At 55.0% G+C, this 19,480-nt stretch carries 8 protein-coding genes; 7 read left to right on the plus strand and 1 reads right to left on the minus strand.

Annotated elements, in window-relative coordinates; all coding sequences use genetic code 11:
- Window positions 1–1,154: 1,154 nt before the first annotated feature.
- From JZY06_RS03785 to JZY06_RS03805, 5 genes are all read left to right on the plus strand, one after another.
- Window positions 1,155–7,532: an isopeptide-forming domain-containing protein gene (locus JZY06_RS03785; protein ID WP_207118481.1), complete on the plus strand. Its 6,378-nt coding sequence runs from the start codon at window positions 1,155–1,157 to the stop codon at window positions 7,530–7,532.
- A 191-nt stretch (window positions 7,533–7,723) separates the two neighbouring features.
- Window positions 7,724–9,718, plus strand: a complete 1,995-nt coding sequence (locus tag JZY06_RS03790) for a SpaH/EbpB family LPXTG-anchored major pilin (protein ID WP_207118482.1) — start codon at window positions 7,724–7,726, stop codon at window positions 9,716–9,718.
- 413 nt (window positions 9,719–10,131) lie between these two features.
- The gene (locus JZY06_RS03795; RefSeq protein WP_207118483.1) at window positions 10,132–11,886 is read left to right on the plus strand and encodes a class C sortase; all 1,755 of its coding nucleotides are present in this window, start codon (window positions 10,132–10,134) and stop codon (window positions 11,884–11,886) included.
- Entirely contained in the window at window positions 11,883–12,845 is a 963-nt protein-coding gene (locus JZY06_RS03800; protein WP_207118484.1) for a class C sortase, read from the plus strand. Before JZY06_RS03795 ends, JZY06_RS03800 begins: the two co-directional genes overlap by 4 nt.
- Window positions 12,846–13,739: a pilin N-terminal domain-containing protein gene (locus tag JZY06_RS03805; RefSeq protein WP_207118485.1), complete on the plus strand. Its 894-nt coding sequence runs from the start codon at window positions 12,846–12,848 to the stop codon at window positions 13,737–13,739.
- A gap of 785 nt (window positions 13,740–14,524) precedes the next feature.
- Here the strand turns inward: JZY06_RS03805 and JZY06_RS03810 are convergent.
- On the minus strand, window positions 14,525–15,106 hold the full coding sequence (locus JZY06_RS03810; protein ID WP_330617072.1) for an RNA polymerase sigma factor: 582 nt from the start codon (window positions 15,104–15,106) through the stop codon (window positions 14,525–14,527).
- Window positions 15,107–15,418: 312 nt separating this feature from the next.
- Between JZY06_RS03810 and JZY06_RS03815 the strand changes: the two genes are divergently transcribed.
- Complete coding sequence (locus JZY06_RS03815) at window positions 15,419–16,999, plus strand: catalase (RefSeq protein ID WP_207118487.1); 1,581 nt, start codon at window positions 15,419–15,421, stop codon at window positions 16,997–16,999.
- Between the two features lie 444 nt (window positions 17,000–17,443).
- A partial coding sequence (locus JZY06_RS03820) for a KAP family P-loop NTPase fold protein (protein ID WP_207118488.1) occupies window positions 17,444–19,480 on the plus strand: 2,037 nt, incomplete at its 3' end.

Genomic DNA, 19,480 nt, shown 5'->3' on the forward strand with positions numbered 1-19,480 from the left:
AACGCTCTCAGCAACGGGCGGGACACGCCCGCTGCGACAAAGGCATGCACCGGCCACGGGATGGGCTGCACAGCTGTGGCGATCAAGCGTCACCCGACCTGGATTTTTTACTCTTCCAGACGCCTGCGCCCGGGCGCGGGCGGGGCGAATATCCCCGTCAACCGCGGCCACGTTCCGGCCCTCCGGAAGGGCGGCCACTGGGCCACTGACCCCTAAAAGGGGTAGGTGTTACTTTGCGCCAAGGGGATTCTCAGGAAAAAGAGGGGGACGTTGTGGGGGTGGTAAAAAGTCTTTATTTCGGGGGTGAAGTGTGGGGTGGTGCGGCATATGGCGGGTATTCCTCCCCCGAAAGGGAGGGTTTGGGCGGAGGTTTGATTAGTTTTGGGCAGCTACGGGTCCGAACCTTTGCTAACGCCTTTAGCCCTGTCGTTGTGTGCGGTGTGCTGGATTCGAAAATGTATCCACCACGCTGGCCGCATCTTCTGCTGTTGCTGTGTTATAGCAGCTCACGCCCTAGAGGCAGAATATGGCTAAAGGGGCTAGCCGAGCCTGTTACCGGACCGGGAAGCGCTCCGGCGCGGCCCGCCGCCTGGCTGCCATGGCCGTAATTACATGCCTGTTGGCGGGGAAAACCCTTGGCGGTGGCCCCCATCCGGACTGTTGTTCTTTTTGTGGCCAAACTAGCCGCGGGGGTGCCGGCAAATACTTTGTTATGGAAAACATACTGGTTAGACATGTTTTTTCGGGTTGGCCTTCCGGCAAAGCGCCCACTAGAGTGGGGCTTGTCAAAGAAGTCTCGGATTATCACCCAGAAAATGATTCCCGGCGGCTTCAGCCGACAAGGTCCCTCATGGGAGCGGGACCGAACAATGTGCGGGCACCCTATAAGGCCCGCCCGGATCGCAGGCGTTGTCTTGCTGGTCCGGACATAAGGAAGGAAACCCCGGCAGCGGGTCAGACAGCTGCCGAGAAACACCTGTCACTGCCCGGCGATATACAAAGTGTCGGCCGGTGGCACGGACTGTTTTTCTCTCGCACGCCGCGAGATACGCACTTTCCGGACTTGTTCGATATACCACCGCCCCGCGGACCTGTTGGTCAATAGAACTCAGGTTAATTAATTGAGCAAGTACCTCTTGAAGGAGTGCAGCGACGTGAAGCGTTTCGACCAGAAGGCCCGCCACCGGGCCGCAGTGAGCACCCTGACGGCAGCGCCAGTCGTGCTGTTCGCTGTTTTAGCGCTGATCGCCTCTATCGCGTTCGTCGGTATTACCGCACGTGACTCGGCTGATGCATATATTCCGGCTGATGAATACACACAAAATGGGACTGGTGGCAAGCCTAAAGTGACCGCGGTTATGACCAAGCCGAGTGTTTACAAGGAAGATGTTAAAGCTGTAGCCGGAGAAGAAAATACCTTCACAGTTGATTATGAGGGTTCCGTTACCTTCGAGGGAATCGAGAAAAACGCTGGAGGTGAGTACACGGTCATAGCAACCGCGAGTTCTAAGGCACCTTTCATTCCTGATACCTCTCAACTCGTGGTTAATGAGCCGGAAAACAGCTCTATAGAGATCACGGAAGACGCCAAACAGTCGAACAACACCGTAAAGGTTTACAAGATATCAGGTGTCAACGACGGTACGGTATCCGTCAAATTTACCGGTACCGGAAAGTATGGCCCGGATTCTGGTGTCACCCCCAAAAAGGCAACGTTGATCTATGGCACTATTAACGGTAATTTTGTCCCCTCCAAAGATATTAGCCTCACGAAAAAAGAGGCGAAGATTTGGGAGAAAGGTAAAACCGAGCCTGAAGATAGGTTCAGTAATCCGAACGTTCAGTCCTCATGTATCGCTAATACCAAAACCAAATGGGAACTGCCTAAAGGTGGTTACCTCATGGACCTCAAATTCGCTGATCGAACCGGTGGAGGGATCAAATTCACAAAAACCGCTTCTCAGATTCTCAGCGAACCTGATGAGTTGAATAAAATAGAAATTTCGACTGAAGCCTTGGATAAGGCTACAGCACTCAACGATGATTCTACGAAGCCTTTCTACGGTGACGCTGACCCTATCGTGAAAGAATATCCAGATGCGAGATGGGTTGACTCAATCAACTGGAAATACAATCCGGACGTCAATACTGGTGAGGTTTGGCTAAAACCCGGAAGTACGGTTACTGTCTATCGCCAACTCACGTATACGAATTGTCCGAATGGTGAGGCGGACCGTTCGAACGCTTATATTGCGAGCCTAGAAATTGGTAAAAATGCCGTCCCGATCGGCGATGCTGCCCAAACTTCAATTGTCACTCAGGGAAAATATGAAAAGCCAAAGGCGTGTGAAGACCTCTCCTTTATAGAGGGCGGGGAGTCTGATAAAGGGCCGATAAATCCAGGGGGTAATCACTACGGCCAACTTATCTCTGACCCTGACAACGATAATACCTTCATTAGAAAAAATTTAGGACTCCTGACAAAAAAATCTGATGCAATTGCCGAGTCGGATAAAACTTGGCTGAAAGGCAAGATCTTCTACTTAGAAGATCACGGTCAAACAGATACGCTTAAATACATTGACCTTTCCGACCCGAGGCACCCACAAGTAGAGTACTCCTCGGAGCAGCCCAGCGTTAAAGAAGGGACTCTTGGCGGCGAAAATAAAAACATACCTCTAGCGATTGATGGCAACATTGCGTTTGATAAAGACGGAGTGCTGTGGACCTTTGCACACAAAGGAAACGAACTTTATCTGTTTTCTATGAATGTTGCCGAGAACGCAACTTCGTGGAAAAGCCACGGACATGTTGCAGGCGCGGGAGGTGGTATTTCCGCTGGAGCGAATGGAAGATACGGTGCCAAAGATTTAGTTTTCAACGAGCAAGGTGATCTCTACTGGGTTCATGCGCCTCAAGGTAGTAAATCCGCTATCTACAAGATACCTGGTGAGAAGGTTCGCAAAGCCGACGAAGATACTGTTTTCCGGCGTGCAAATTCCGTGTGGAAGGGCGATATCGAGTCTTTCGGCGATATTGTCATGAAAGGCGGCGCGGAGCAAAATGACAGGATTTACGGCCTGGCGTGGGGTCCGGACGGTAAACTATATGCTGGGTCCTCGACGGGTAACTTATACCGGCTGGAGGGGCTAGATACCTCATCTCAAGAGGTCAGCGCCTACAAAATGACGCAAAAGAAGGCCGAGAAAAACCAACGAAACTTTTACGCTATTGGTGACATGAGTTCGTGTTCTTTTGGCACGCCAAAAGAACCAACCCAAACAGAGTTCCGAGTAGAGAAGCGAGCAGTCGATCCTAAAGATGGGTCCGTAGGAAAACCCGGAACACAAGACAAACCAGTTTCAACTGTTAAAAATAAAGTTGATTTCACTAATGGTAATCAGGGCACAGTGAGGTTCGTCGTTACTGTCAGCAACGTAGGCAATAAAGCTGGAACGCCCGGTAGCCTTACTGATACTGTGACTATTCCCAACGGCTTTGAAGCTATTGGTTATAGGGTTACTAAAAATGGTTCCGTCACTACTGAAGGGACTCCGGCCGGTACTAGATTTAAAATTCCATTGGAAAAAGAAGGAAACAATTCCGGGGAACTAAAACCGCAAGAGTCCGTTGACTATTCGATTGCGTTGGACCTGAAGATCACTGATCTTCAAGTAGTGAAAGAAGAAAACAAACTTGAATGCTCTGAAACTGATACCAGCGGTGGGGCCGGATTCTTCAACCATGTTGATTTAGAGGGTGAAAACGAAAGTCAAAAATACGACAATGACGCCTGCGTGCCCGGTAAAATCCCCCCTACCGCGCAGCTTAAACTGGTAAAGAAAATTGTTGACCACGAAGGTAAAGTTGTGGCTACGGGTGAAGGCGACGCCACCGCGTTCCATCTTGCTGCATCGAGCATAGGTGATCCTTCGAACAGCGGTGGCGGTGGTGCAGACAGTAATAGGCAAAGCATCACAGCCGGCGTGAGCGCTGGAATCAGTGGCGATGGGAAGGCCCCGGTCGAGAAAGAGTTCGCGACGGTAGCGGTAGGGCGATATCAACTTTCTGAAACTGTTGCTGATAATCAAAGCGAAAAAGCTAAAAAGTACCGCCCATTCAAGAACTGGGCTTGTAAAAACGACGGAAAAGTACTTACGGTCGGTGCAAACGGGATTGTTGACGTACCTGAAGGCGGCAAAGTTGCTTGTGAGATAGTGAACGCTGCATCTCAGGTAAAAATTCAGAAGTTCGCGTTTAATCCAACTGAGAAGAGTTTGGTTCACCTTGGCGACAAAACAGCTGGGCACGCTGGTAAAATAGTTTATTTGGATGGCCCCCATAAATCCGGTGTGCTGGAATACCTGATCGTAGTTGACAGCCTCAATACGACGACCGTTCCTGATACCAATATACCAACCGCTATAAATACTGGTGCAATTCGTGAACGCTTCGAGCTACCGGATGGTCTGCTTTGGGATTATGAAACAAACGACAAAGGCGAATTGGATAAAGATTCTCCCTTAAAAGCAACTGTGACAATTGCGGGTCGTATTCCCGAATCGACTAAGGTATCGTTCCCGCGAATCAGAGGAGTTGGCGAGTCTTTGTGGGACGAATCGAACAAGGAACTCACGTTTACAGAAAAACAACTTAAAGCTGAGAGCGGTGTCACCTTAACCCCGGGCATCCAGGGCTTGAAGAAAGGACAGTTCGTCAAATTTAAAGTTACTATTCCGGTGCGGGCCGACGATTCGGATCCTGATGAAGGGGGCCTGACGAAGTTTGATAAAAACGCCGCAAGGCTTGGAAAATGCACAATTGACGGAGCCAGTGAAACAAAGGGACAGAACGACACAAAAGTCGTTTCCGACGATTCCTCCGGCGTGATTAATACTGTATATTTGTTCGACGAGAACGAAAACTACAGCCCGAACTGGCGAAAAGATAACGTGGCCTGTGTGCCGGTTAGGTTAAAGAAACCTTATATCCGGAAAAATGCTTTTGTTCCAGAAGATGGCCTTCCTCACGTCGGTCAGGCTGTGGAGCTCACCAAAACTAGTGGTGAGAAGCCCGAGTTTAGAAATACCCTCGTTTACAGCATCGACGTGACCTGGGGTGAGGAAGACGATTCTGGAACTCTCACTACCGGTAAAGTCATCGATAAGTTCACAATGCCCGACGGTCTGGTACCAATTTTGGACGGTGAAGGCGCACTCGCCGAAGCCGGAAAAGTAACGGTTAGTATCGCCAAGTTGCCGACTGGAGTTGTGGTTTCCGGTTGGAGTGAAGGTGAACTCGCGAACGGGAAGTCATTCTCATTGGCACAAACTGACGACGGCCGTTGGAAACTAGATGAGGAACTCACAGCCTCCATCAAAAATCTCCCCGCTAATGCGCCTGTTCAGTTCAAGGTCGAAATTCCGGTTGCTGCCGACATGAGTCCCTCGAATCCCGAGGACACACAATCGATCAGCAAATATGAATCCAAAAAATTTGACCTTGCGGAGTGCATGTACGCGTCCGATGAAAATATTCAAGATGGTCAAAATAAAATCATCAATGACTATGCCAAAGGTGTCATTAACGAAGTAGTTCTCGAAAATGAAGATCAACACTATGTCGTGCAAAAAGGTATTGAGGAACTTTGGAGGAAGGATAATGTCGCCTGTATTCCAGTCCGTTTGCCCGGTCAATGGAGCGTAGAGAAAGAAGCGGAAACTTTCGCGGTTGACGAAAACGATGTAGCGAAACTTGGTTGGGAAAACGAAGGCACTCCCGTTAAGATTGCCCGTGAAGGAAATACGGGTAAGGCGACTGCTGTTTATCGCATAACCTTGGAAAATAACGGCGTCAATGAACAGCCGTTCCCCGGTCTTACTGATGAATTTGTGATTCCCCCGGGGGCAACAGTTGATCCCGGAAGTGTTGAGATCACAGAAGTCGACGCTAATGGCAACCCCGTTGAGGCATCGGATCTCGTGAATGGTATCTCGAAAACGGTGGATGCATCAACGCTTAAAATTGTTCTACAGCCGAGAGAAGAACGGAAGATTCCGGCGGCTTCGAATAGTGAAGGAAGCGAATCCACGATTCCGGGAAATGGAAGCAGCCAGGATGAGAACAAGGTCTATTTCAAGGTGGCGGTTCCTGTCACAATTGAACTGAATTCCGAAGAGTGGCAACAAAATAACCAACTTGCCTGCCAGGAGGGGTCCGAGGGGTCTTACACCGGAGGCTTGCCGAACAAGGTGACCCTCAATGGCGGGGAGCAAGACGACACTTCATGGGCTTGTGTTCCGCTTGAAGGGGACTGGAAGATTAGAAAGCTTGCAAAAGCTGCGGGAGAAACCAAGGAGGATGGCTCTAGGAAAGTTGTTTGGAAAAAAGTGGGAGATACCGCCGACAATAACGCGCAAGGGTTGACTGCCACTTACCTTATTGAACTCACCAATACTACCGGTAGGAAACAAACCGAAACCCCGTCTTTCGTTGACTATGCGGGGGCCTCGTTCCTGACCGAGGAGCAGAAGGACAGCGACGGCTTGCCGGATCCCGGTGTGCAAACACCTAAGGTCACTATGACGATGGTGTACCTAGGAGCGGACAAGTCCGCCGAAGGCGGGAAGTATGTAGTTGGTAGTGCTACGGAAGGCGAGACTGTATTTGCTAAGCACACCGTTCCGTCCCAGCTAGAAACTATTGGCTCCGGTGAAAGCGTCTTCTTCAGAGTCGTGCTCACTTACACAGCAGCGAAAACTGAAGCTATAACAGATGTGATTCATGACACCTGTCAAGAAAACCAAAAGGTTACCGCGAAAAATTTGGGAATCAAGAACACGGTTACGATGGAAAACGACTTCGACGGCGAAAGTAATAACACCGCCTGCCTCCCAGTGACACCTGGTCGTAAGGTTCTTATTCAGAAGACTGACGCGAACGGGACGGTACTCTCAGCGAACGTAACTGAGTCGATGCAGTTCGTGATCTGCCCCGCCGACGCTATGCCGCAGGATTCGACAATCTGCAAAGAAGCCGACCGGATTGACGTCGGACTTGTGGATACAAACGGTCAAAATGGGGAAAATGGCCTCTTGATCTCGAAAAAGAACCTCGACGTCGGTAAGGACTATGTTCTTATCGAGACGAAGGCGCCCAAAGCCGACGGTAATGGCGGATTCGAGCTTCTTGCGCAACCGCTTAGGTTCAAGCTTGTCGGCGACAACGGAATTGAGATTCTGAACGGGAAAGCGGTGGACGGTGTTGTATCCGAATCGGCGTCAACATCTCCCTCGGATCCGGAGATGCCGGATAATACCTTCATCGCTCAGGGACTGGTCCCGCTGAACGACAATTCGGCGGCTGACGGCCCGAAATACTCGAAGATCACGGTCCGTGACCCACGCGCCATGACCCTGCCCCACTCAGGCGGTCTTGGTGAATGGCCCTTCGCCCTCGGCGGAATGGTCCTCATCGGAGCAGCCCTGATGCTGACAACAAGAAAGACTTCCGGGGTGCCCGTCCGGTCGTAAGACGCGGACAGTCAAACCTCGGTCCCCGTGAACCAGCCCACCCGGGCTGGAACACGGCAACGGGTAATCACTTAAAGAAACAGCGATTATCCTCAAACCCGCCGAACTGGCGCACACACGTTGCGCCAAGCGGCAGTCCCGGACGGGACACTCTGGAAAACCTCAAACCCCAATCTGGAAGGAATACGGATATGACTTCGACAAAGAAGACTCTCCGCGCCACTTTCGCTGCTATCGCGGCAGCAACCCTCACCATGACCGCCACCCCTTACGCGTTTGCGCAGGGCGGGTCAGGGGAAGCTTCGGCTTCAGAATCTGCTTCAACGGCGCAAGACAATGATGGAGGTGAAGGCCAGACCGCAGCAGAGGAGCCGACACCTGAAACAGTTGACAGCACTTTTGAGGAGGGCAACCCCAGTACGATCACCGAGGACAACGCCACCCTCACGATCCACAAGCTGACCCCGGCGACCAAACGCGCGGAGGGGGATGACGGAAAGAACCATGGGCTGAAGGTAGACAACCCGAATGGATCGAAGCCGATTAAGGATGTGCAGTTCAGCCTGTACACCGCCCAAATCCAGGTCAAAGGTCAAGGAGAGGTGAAAGCCATCGATCTGAAGACCAATGAAGGTTGGAGGCAGGCCAATGCTCTGTCTGAAAAGTGGAAGAACCTGTCTTCAAAACAAAAGAAAGAGGCTGCCACCGGTTCCATTACGCTTGATAACGGTGACGTCTACACCTTCGCCAAGGCAGGTAAGTCCGTCAAAACCGGTGCAGACGGTACCATTTCCGCCGAGCGGCCGGTTGGTCTCTACCTGGTCGTAGAAGATAACGCTGACACCGATCAGGTCGTCATCGATCCCAAAGGCACCAATGAGACCATTTTCGCTACAGGCCTGGTGAAGGCGGACCCATTCATTGTTGCTCTTCCCATGACGTACCCGAACGAAACGAAGGGAGATGACGCCGCCAAGGCTCTGACAGACTGGAACTACAACGTTCACGTCTACCCGAAGAACTCGAAGACTGACCTGAGTAAGTCCGTTGAGGACTATAAGAACGTCGGCGCTAACGTTCCTGAAAATGGTTCGAAGCTCACTTACAGCATTTCCTCCACTCTGGCTGAGGGATTCGTGAGTCCGAATACAGATCCGATCCCTGAGGGCGAAAAGGCACTCACGGACTTCCAGCTGATCGACCCGGTCAGCACGGACCTCACCTACATTGCTGGCAGCGACAAGATCACCATTGAGGGCGTTGAGGAGGCTCTCGTGTTGAACACGGACTACAAAGTAAAGGTGCTCGACGCTGCTGAAAAACCGACCTATGGCGAAGGCGATGACGAATACACGGTCGGACAATACGTCCGTATCACCTTCACCAAAGACGGCCTCGAGACGCTTGCTAACAACGGTGGCAAGAAGCTGACCTGGACCTTCGACGCGCAGATCAATGAGCTCAAGGTCGGCGACAGCGTCTATGACGTTAAGAACCAGCCGTTCATGGTTCCGCCGAACAGCTCCGAGACGAAAAATGACTGGGAGCCCGGTAAGGAGACTCCGCCGACCACTGTTCCCGGTAACGTCGTCGTCTCGAAGTACGGCAAGGTGACTATCAACAAGGTTGACAACAACACCAAGGAAAAGCTCAAGAACGCCGAGTTCCAGCTCTTCCGTTGCAACGAGGAAGGCAAAGTCACGAAGCTGGACGGCGACATAATCACGGTTGTCGACGATCAAAACAACGTTGACGACTACAAGCTGGCTGTCGGAGAGGATGATTCTTGGACCACTGATGATAATGGAACATTCACCATCTCGGGCCTTCAGCTGAATGACTTTAAGAATGGTTCTGAAGCTGGAAACGTTCAGGAAGCTACCGCAAAAGCCCTCAAAAAAGGGGCTGAATGGAAAGATGTTTCTTACTACTGTCTGAAAGAGGTCAAGGCTCCTAAGGGATACAACCTTAACCCGCAGCTGATCAAGTTCCAGTTGCTGCACGGCAAGAATGGCAAGGCTGTGAAGACGCTTGAGGTTACCAACGTCCCCGAAAACGCCGGCTTCAACCTGCCGCTGACCGGTGGTAAGGGTGTTCTGCCGCTGATCGCCCTCGGTGGCCTGCTGGTCGTCGGTGCCGGCGGATACGCTGCTGTCGCTGCGAAGCGCAACCGCAAAGAGGCCTAAACCCTCTTAGGCTGCAGTTCCGTTGAGGTCCTGTATGCCGAAAAATGCACTCGGACCGTCGGCGAAAACGTCGTCTATGACGACGCCGAAAGTTGACGTTTCGGATGTGCCGTGGGTTTGTCCAGAGTGAACCCGTTCCCGCCGGTTGTTTTTCACAACAACCGGCGGGCCCAAACTCTGGTGCCGGGTCCCGCTATTCAAGGGGAGGAACCGAAAGACAAAACCACGTATCCCCGAAAAACTTCACAACTGAACCAGAAAGCTGCCTTCTGTGGGTTCGCTTCAACTGGTGCAACCAAGTATCAAGAAAATCGGAAACGCGAACCGAAATAGAGCGCGGTTTCCCGGCAGCCCGGGTATTCCGGCACAGGAACTCTAACCGCACGGCGGCGACAGGATCACAAGCAACCACCATGACAACGATCACCACACCGCGGCAGCGGACCACACCGCCGGCGCGTAAAAAGCGCAAGGATGTCCATCCGGCCATCCCCGCGTTTGTGGCACTGTTGGGTGTTTTGTTGCTGCTCTATCCGGTGTTTGCCACCCAGCACAACGATGTGGAACAGCAAAAACGTGCTAACGGCTATACGGTGACTGTTCAAGAAACCGATGGTGCGGCCCTTGAACGCGCGCTCATGTCGGCGGACAAATACAATTCCGATCTTGCGGCAGGCGTTTTGCTTGACCCGTTTTTGGCTGATGTTGTGCCCAACACCCCGCAATACCAGGAATATCTGGCACAGCTGTCGGATTTTGATGCGATGACACAGCTGAAAGTCCCGGCGGCCGATATTAACCTTCCCGTCTACCACGGCACCAGCGATGAGACCCTGAAAAAAGGCGCCGGGCACTTGTTCGGTTCTTCGCTTCCCGTGGGCGGTGACAGCTCGCACACGATTATCACCGGCCATACCGGCTTGGGTGATGCCACATTGTTCAACAATCTGACCAATGTGAAAGAAGGCGATGCGATCTACCTCAATACCGCAGGCCGCAAACTCAAATACGTGGTCAACGACATCCGTGTCGTCGTCCCCACGGACGTGAGTTCCCTGTCGCGTGAGCAGGGTAAAGACATGATCACCCTGATCACCTGTACGCCTTACGGCATCAACAGCCACCGGCTGCTGGTCAGTGGGGAACGTGCACCGCTGGATGAGGTGGATGAACACGTCGTCGACGAAGTCCCGCCGATCAAACCCACCTGGAAATGGTGGATGGTCGCCCTGCTGGTGGGTGCGATCCTGTCGGTGATTGTTGTCTCCGCGCTGATTATCCGCCTGCTGCTGATCAGGAAGAAACAACAGTCCGACGATACCGACGAGATCGATCAACTCGACGACCCGGTTGACGGCTACACCGGCCAGCGGCGGATGGATGACGACGGCTCCGGACAAAGTGTCGATGAAATCCTGGCCCGTGAGTTCGGTTCCTCCAACCAGACAAGCAAAGCCCGCGCCAGGACACGGGGCCCGCGGGCAGGAGCGGTGTCGGTTGCGAAAATCCTGGAAGCCAAGGCGAAAAAGAAGGCCGAGAAACAAGCTGACAAAAAGGCCAGAAAAGACGCCAAAGCCCTGAAAAAGCAGCAGGCTGCCGAAGAAAAAGCGGCACAGAAAGCCGCGAAAGCCGCCGACTCACCCGTCGATCAACCGGCCGGTCACCCGTCGGCTGAGTCCACCTCCGGTGGCCGGGCCGATATGGGCCGGGCAGACAAGACAACAACTTCACCTGCTGCTTCGCAGTCAACTGATTCCCCGACTGGTTCGGCCGATAGGCCCGGAACACGGGCTGTCACCGGCCGGGACACCGGGCAGGAAACGTCGCCCACTGGGCATGGTTCCGATAGCAGGACATCCGGCCGAACCGGTCAAAAGAAGCCACCTGCGGCGGATACGGCATCTTCTGCTGTGCCCGGGAAAGCGCACAGACCCCCGGAAACCGGTGACAAACTTGCCGAACAATCCCGTCCCAGTGACAGCGGCGGGGAAAGCCACGGTCCGGCTGATCCTGATGCTGCGGCGAAGAAAAAACCCGGGGCATCAAGCGATCAAGCGGAGGCCCTAGCCGAGAAAAATCAAGATAAACCCCGTGGTGGCCGCCACCGCATCGGGGATGGCAAGTCCCTGACACTGCAAGAGATACTGGAAAGGAGGAACAAGCGATGACAGCAGTCACCCGCAGCCCGGAGTCCGGCAACAAAGACACCGGGAAAAACACTGCCGCCACCGGTGGCAAACACCGTCGCCGTTCCCCTTTACGTCCCTTCATCATTCCGCTGATCGTGCTGTTGATCGGCATGACAGTGCTCAGCTACCCGGTGGTGGCCACCCAGTGGAACAACTACCGGGCGATGCACAAAGCCAAGGCGTACACAAAAGTCATCGACTCGATGAGTCCGGAACAGCGCCAGGCACTGGCGCAGGCCGCGGTCGCCTACAACGAAAACCTGACCGGTGTCGACTACGACTTCTTCACCAAGCAGCCGAATATGAAGTCCCCGCAGTACGCCGAGTACCTGCAGCTGCTGGCGCAAAGTGACGCCATGGGACAGATCGTCATCCCGCCGATCAACGTGGATCTTCCCATCTACCACGGCACCTCTGATGCGACACTGGATAAAGGTGTCGGCCACCTGTACGGTTCATCGCTTCCGGTCGGCGGATCCGGCACCCATGCGGTGCTGACGGCCCACACCGGTTTCAACGACCAGACACTGTTTGACAATCTGGACGAATTGGAAGAAGGCGACGAGTTTTTCGTGAGAACCGTCGCCGGGACCAACAAATACGTGGTGGACCAAATCCATGTGGTCCTTCCGGAAAGCACCGACGATCTGAAGGTTTTCCCCGGCAAAGACTTCGTCACCCTGGTGACATGCACCCCCTACGGGATCAACTCCCACAGGCTCCTCGTCAGAGGACACCGGGTGGATTACACCCCAGAGGTTGACGACGAAAAAATAACGAAAACAACCGGCCTTGTCTGGCAGTGGTGGATGATCGCGGTGCTGGCCGCCATCGGATTGATTCTGCTTCTGCTGGTTGCCCTGATCGTGAAAATGAAAGTCGACCAGAAGCGGCAAGCCCGCATGTCTCTGTCGCGTTTTGAAAAGGATGGTCAGTAAATGACGAAGAAAAAGCTCTTCTCTTCCGCTGTGGCGGCGTTGGGTGCTACCGCGATGCTGGCCACCGCCACCACACCGGTAGCCGGTGCCGTTGAATTTGTCAGCGGCGAAGTGGTCGAAAACATGGTGCCGTCGACCATTGACGGCACGAAAACGGTGACCTTCACCATTAAAAAGACCAAGAACCCCTCCGATGTGGATGACGGCTCTGTCTGGGTGACCGAGGGGGTGCCCTTCACGATCAAGCGTGTCCCCGGTATCGACATCACCACCGAGGCCGGCTGGGACAAGCTCAAAGAGATGTCACTGGTTGACATCAAACTGGCCGACGGTGAATCGGTGACGAAGAAAACCAACGCCGACGGTGAGGTGACCTTCGACAATCTTGAGCCGGGCGTGTACCTGGTCAGTGAACAGCAGCCGGTCGATGCTCCCGACGGTTACCGTATCGCCACCCCGTTTGTGACGATTCTTCCCGTGGCTGACGGTGAGACGAAAACCTGGCGCTACAACGTCACCATAACCCCCAAGACTGAGCCGCTGGGCCGGACCAAGCCGCAGCCGGCTGAAACCCCCACGCCTTCCCCCACACCGCGTCCGACACCGACACCGGAAATCCCCGACGGATCAAGCTTCATTCCGTTCCTGCCGATTATCCCGATTGTTGTCTTCCCGCCCGGACCGCCGCCGAAGCCGCAGCCGGTACCGTCCGTACCGCCGCAGCCGAACCCGGTTCCGCCGCCGCCGCCTCCGGCGCCGTCAACGCAACCGTTCAGGCCCCCGCTGGCCAATACCGGTGCCAACGTGCTGGGTGTGTTCGGTATTGGTGCACTGATTCTCATCGTGGGTGCGGTCATCGTGATTGCACGTCGTAAAAAAGACCGGGGGGTTTGAGAAAAAACAGCCGCTTCGATCCCATCCGCGTGACGGGTCAGCTCCCAGGCCCGGGATGTGATCGGGCGGCTGACAATTAAATAACAACCGGTTGGTGGAAAACCCGGGGTAAGCCTGGTGCGTCCATGCCCGTGCGGCCCGTTTCTGGGCGTGTCACACCAGTGGTGCGCACAATCAGGTGCCCGGGGCAAGACACGGGTTTGTTTTTCACCTTCAGTGGCTTATATGTGCCCACCAACCGGTTTTTCGGTGGCCCGCAGCGTTGTCCGCACGCTTGTGGGCCACCACCTTATTTCCCGTGACTCTTTTTTGCCGTGGGGTACCCGCGCGGCAGCGCCGACAGGCCATCACGACAGCGCAGGGGACACCAGGGGCGCTTATTGACTGCAGATTTCCCGTTGCAGCAAAAGAAAAGACGGAGGCCGTGTCCGGCGTGGGGGCACCGTGGACTGCGTCGGTGAACAGAGTCCCCACCGTCAGGCCAGCAGGTGACCGGACCCGGTAACCGGTCACACCGTGGGGGGCCGGGGCTTTGTCACTTGCTTGCGAAGGGGAGTGGGCCTGCCGGAGACCGGTGGGAGAAGACGACAGGAAACCAAACCGGTGGCGGTATGGGTGTTATTCCGGCTGGCGTTTGCGGGTTCGTGGGGCGGGCACACGGCCGTCACACCGGGACAGTAGTCCAAGACAAGGAACCGGTGGCCAAGATTGTGTGGCCTCTTAACGGTGTGCGGCCGGTGTGGCAGGGCCGCAAGAGGGAGGGAAATGCCAGTTGTGGGCGTGTTTTAGCCGACAGAGCTTAACCCCTGGGGGCGGTCATCGTGGCCGGTGCCCGCAGCCTGCAGAATATCGGCCCGTGCCCGGGCCACCCGGGAACGGATTGTTCCGGTGCGGCAGCCGGCGATTTTGGCTGCTTCTTCATAGGTGTATCCCAGAATCTGGGTGAGGATGAGTGCTTCCCGGCGCTCGGGGGCCAATTGTTCGACAATCAGCCGCGCATCAACCCAGTCCGCCCACGAATTGGATGTCGCAGCCGTGGCCGCCGCATCCTCGTATTGGGTGGCTGCTTTGCGGGGCCGGGCCATGTCATGGCGGATATTGTCCACCCACACCCGGCGGGCAAGCGACAAAATCCAGGTTCTGGCCGATGAGCGGGCCGCAAAACGCGGCAGGGCGGACATAACCCGCAGATAGGTTTCCTGGGTTAAATCATCGGCGATCTCAGCCCCGCCCAGATGGGCCAGCAGCCGCCACACATCATTGTGGGTTGCGGCAATGAAATCGGTTAAAGCGGCCCGGTCGCCACGTCCGGCGGCAAGAGCCAGCTCAGTGACAACGGCGTCGTTTCGCTCGGTTTCATTGCTCACGAATCCGGATTTTACCAGTAGGGATGACCCGATTTTCCACTCCCCGGGGCAACGGGGGTCCCTGGGCTGCATAACACCAGTCGTACTTCCGGTTGATTTTTCTGTGCCTATCTGCTGAGAAAAACCGTGTTTTCCCAGTTCGGCCGCACCCGTGTGGTGGAAACGGCACCCAACCACAGCTATCCTATAGGTTGAACCAAGAAAAGAAGGTTTCGGCTATTAACTGGGCCTATCCTTACTTGTGTTGCGGTGTGCGCCACCGACTCACCGGCGCCACCGGAGTTCATTGCGTCAATCACCCAGGAGAACACCATGACAACGAACAAACCAGCCGCCACCACCTCCCGCAGCGGAAAGCCAGGTGTCGATGACATTGTCGCCCGCGGGCTGCGCCCGGCGGTGGCAGGACCTGCCACCGCCCTGTCCGGTGCGCCTGTCGCCAGTGAAAACCATTCGATCACCCAGGGCCAGCAGGGTTCTGTTGCCCTGCACGATTTCCACCTGATCGAAAAACTGGCCCACTTCAACCGGGAACGTGTCCCGGAGCGTGTTGTCCACGCCAAAGGTGCCGGTGCCTTCGGTGAACTCCACGTCACAGAAGACATGTCCGCCTACACCTGTGCCCAGCTGTTCCAGAAGGGTGTCACCACCCCGATGCTGGCCCGTTTTTCAACTGTCGCAGGCGAGCAGGGTTCCCCCGATGCGTGGCGTGATGTGCGCGGATTTTCGCTGAAGTTCTACACCCAGGAAGGCAACTACGACATCGTCGGCAACAACACCCCGGTGTTCTTTATCCGCGACGGCATCAAATTCCCCGACTTCATCCACTCGCAGAAACGCCTTCCCGACACCGGGCTGCGCGATGCGAACATGCAGTGGGACTTTTGGACCCGCACCCCGGAATCCGCCCACCAGGTCACCTACCTGATGGGGGATCGCGGTATCCCGAAAACCTTCCGCAACATGGACGGCTTCGGCTCCCACACCTACCAGTGGATCAACGAAGAAGGCGAACGCTTCTGGATCAAATACCACTTCAAAACCCGCCAGGGCTGGGACTATCTCACTGATGCGGAAGCCGCGACACTGGCCGGCGATGACTCGGATTCGCACCGCAAGGATCTGTTCGACGCCATTGAGCGCGGCGACTATCCCGTCTGGGACGTCAAAGTCCAGATCATGCCGGTGGCCGAGGCCGAGGACTACCGCTTCAACCCCTTCGATCTGACCAAAACCTGGTCGCAGAAAGACTACCCGCTGGTTGATGTCGGATACTTCGAACTCAACCGCAACCCGCAGAACTTCTTCGCCCAAATCGAACAGGCCGCGTTCGCGCCCTCGAACCTGGTGCGCGGTATCGGTTTCTCACCGGACAAAATGCTCATTGCCCGTGGTTTCGCCTACGCTGACGCCCACCGCTACCGGGTGGGTGCCAACGCCGAGCAGCTGCCGGTCAATGCCCCTGTCTGCCCGGTCAACTCCTACTCCAAGGATGGGGCGATGACCTACCAGTTCGATCACGGTTCCTGTCCGGTGTATTCACCCAACCAGACAGAGCGCCAGGCCGGTTTCGCCGATGATGGGGAAACCTCCGGCTCGGGTGTGACCATCGGTGTGGCCGGTGATCTGGGACTGTGGGATAACACCCACGGAACTGACTTCACCCGTGGTGCCTATGTGCGGCACAAAGAAGACGATGACTTCATCCAGGCCCACCAGCTGGTCCGCGAAGTCATGGACGATGAGGAACGCGAACGCCTGGCAGGCAATATTTCCCGCGCCATGGACGGGGTTACCTCAGAGGTCGAAAAACAGTGCTACGAGTACTGGACCAATGTCGACGAGTGGCTCGGCAACCGTGTTAGGGAGATCTTCACCGGCCAGAAAAAGTAGAAGTTTGCAACGGCTGCCCCACATCATCTGCCAGTGATGATTGTTTACCTTGGTGGTTGACTGTGGTGGTCAACCGGCCGCTGGCTCCCACTGGCAAAGCACACCAATAACAGCGACGCTGCCCCGGCATGTGTGCCGGGGCAGCGTCGGCGATTTCAACACCCCCGGGCTGGAAAACATTGTCCCGTGTGCCGGAAGCTGTATGAATCGAGCAGAGGCTCCCGTCGCTTCGGTCAATGGTGGACCGATCATCATGCCGCGGGTGAAGGCTGTCAAGCTTCAAGGCGTGGCGGCTCTGCTGCGGAGCGCCTCCACAAGACGATGGCTGGTGCAATGATTTAAGCTTGACGGTGAACGCATTCGGGAATGCCCCCGAGAAACAGATACGGCACCCGCAGTTCAAAAATTGCCTTCCCTCCAGATCGTTCACGTAGTCAGCAGCACATGAATCACCCCATGAACTCCCGCAACCCACAAGCTCCGTCATCGTTTAGCCCCGACCTTCCCACCTGTGAGGATAAACTCGGTCTTGACCCCTACACCCGGGGACTGACCGAGTTCATTATTGATGCAGCCACCCCGATGACTCTGGCTATCCAGGGAGACTGGGGTTCGGGAAAAACATCGACGATGAGTCAGCTGAAAGCCAGTATCGAACGTCGGCGGGATCTTTCCCCGGATGAACCCGGCTACTGCAATGCGGCCCTGCTATGGATCAATACCTGGGAGTACGCCCAGTTCAATATGCAGGATGATCTTCCGGTTGCTCTTATCACCCATATTCTCAGAGAGCTGGAAAGAATCAGTGACTCGGCTACCGCCAATCAGAATTCGAAAAAAATATTTCGGACGCTGGAGACACTCAGAGCCAGCTCCCTGATGCGGCACGTGACCTCGGTGGGGATGTTCGGGGCGGATATGGTTGCCGCCGGTCTGACAGGTGGGGCAGTCACCGTTACTGAAGCATTGAACAAGCGTCTGGCTGCCGGGAACGATGCCGACGGCCACGGATCCGAGTTTGACCAGTACAGACAGCTGGGTGAGCTCAAGCAGCAGTTCAGGGATTTCGTCGAAAGTGTCTGCCAGGGGCGGTCCGCCCAGAGTGGGCAAACTCCTGAGCGGGTGGTCATTTTCATCGATGATCTCGATCGACTTCCTCCCGAACGCGCGGTGGAGGTCATGGAAGCGATAAAGAACTTCCTTGACTGTCCGCGCTGTATTTTTGTGCTGGCCATCGATTTCGAAATCGTCTCCCAGGGGCTGAAAGCCAAATACGGGGAAAATATCCCACAGGACCGAGTGCAGGTATTTTTCGACAAGATCATTCAGGTTCCGTTCAACATGCCCGAAAGTGGCGACACATCAGTCATTGTCGCCGACCAGTTGAATGCCGCCAGGAAAGTCAAACCCGGAAACGAGGCTCTTTTCCCGGAGCCGGAAATGCTGACCAATCCCAGTCAAACGGGCCACGAGTTGATCACCTGTTCGGTGGCGTCGAATCCGCGTGCCGCAAAGCGTTTGGCCAACACCTACACCCTGACGATGGGAATCTACCGGGAAAAGGTGGGGGCTGCTGCCATCGGTAGTGCCGATAGCCTCGACCCGATCAATCTACTGGCGGTGCTGTGCATGCAGGTCTCCTATCCTGATGTGTACCGGGATCTACGGCGCCGCATCAGTGAAAACAATTCCCCCGCGGCTTTTCTGCGTGGTTTCCTCCAACCCGAGGGCAGCGACGAAAAATACACGGATCACCTTGCTGACTACGGAATCGCCCAGCGCAAATGGTTCGCGTTCGCCCGTTTCATGGGTACTTTCATGGAGCATTTCCATCTCGATGACCCCGATTTGGAGGGCTACAACGACCATGTGCGAACCCTCAAACATGTCGTTGACTTCGCTTCGATTTTGGCGGTTGATCCTTCCGCTCCGGCCCGGGAATCATCGACGGGTATCGACCGGACCAGAGTCGGCTTCGAACAACATCTCAGAGATGCATTCGAAGCCGATGCTGTGGGCACAAAAGTCAGGGACGAAGCGAAAAAACTGTGGGAGACCCTCAGCCAATTCAATCGGGACAACGCCGAACAGCATGCGGAAGACGATGAATTTCCGGATCTGTGTTTCGGTACCCAGTCGAATGTCACGCTCCGTTTCTACCCGAACCAGGAGAATGCGGAGCTTCCGGCCCGAACGCGCATTACTCTTGCCGAGGTGGTTTTTCAAAAAACAGGCTTTATCCTCCGGGTGGGGAAAGGCTACTTGGACGGCTGCCCCGACAGGAAGAAACAGTCAGACCATATCGATTCCGACTCGGATGCGCCGCTGGACGAACCCACTTCAGAACTTGAAAAAAAGCTCAAGGAGATCTGTGATAACAGCAGCCTGAAAATCAACGCCAAGGAACCGCCGGCGGGGTTCTGCTTCCAGGTCAACAAGATTCAAACAGCCGAGCAATTCAACCACTTTGTGCCGCTTCTG

This window comes from Corynebacterium mendelii (assembly GCF_017307055.1).
Lineage (GTDB): Bacteria > Actinomycetota > Actinomycetes > Mycobacteriales > Mycobacteriaceae > Corynebacterium > Corynebacterium mendelii.

Coding starts and splice junctions, on each gene's coding strand:
- JZY06_RS03790 (WP_207118482.1), top strand. CDS start 7,724: ATGACTTCGACAAAGAAGACTCTCCGCGCCACTTTCGCTGCTATCGCG.
- JZY06_RS03795 (WP_207118483.1), top strand. CDS start 10,132: ATGACAACGATCACCACACCGCGGCAGCGGACCACACCGCCGGCGCGT.
- JZY06_RS03800 (WP_207118484.1), top strand. CDS start 11,883: ATGACAGCAGTCACCCGCAGCCCGGAGTCCGGCAACAAAGACACCGGG.
- JZY06_RS03805 (WP_207118485.1), top strand. CDS start 12,846: ATGACGAAGAAAAAGCTCTTCTCTTCCGCTGTGGCGGCGTTGGGTGCT.
- JZY06_RS03815 (WP_207118487.1), top strand. CDS start 15,419: ATGACAACGAACAAACCAGCCGCCACCACCTCCCGCAGCGGAAAGCCA.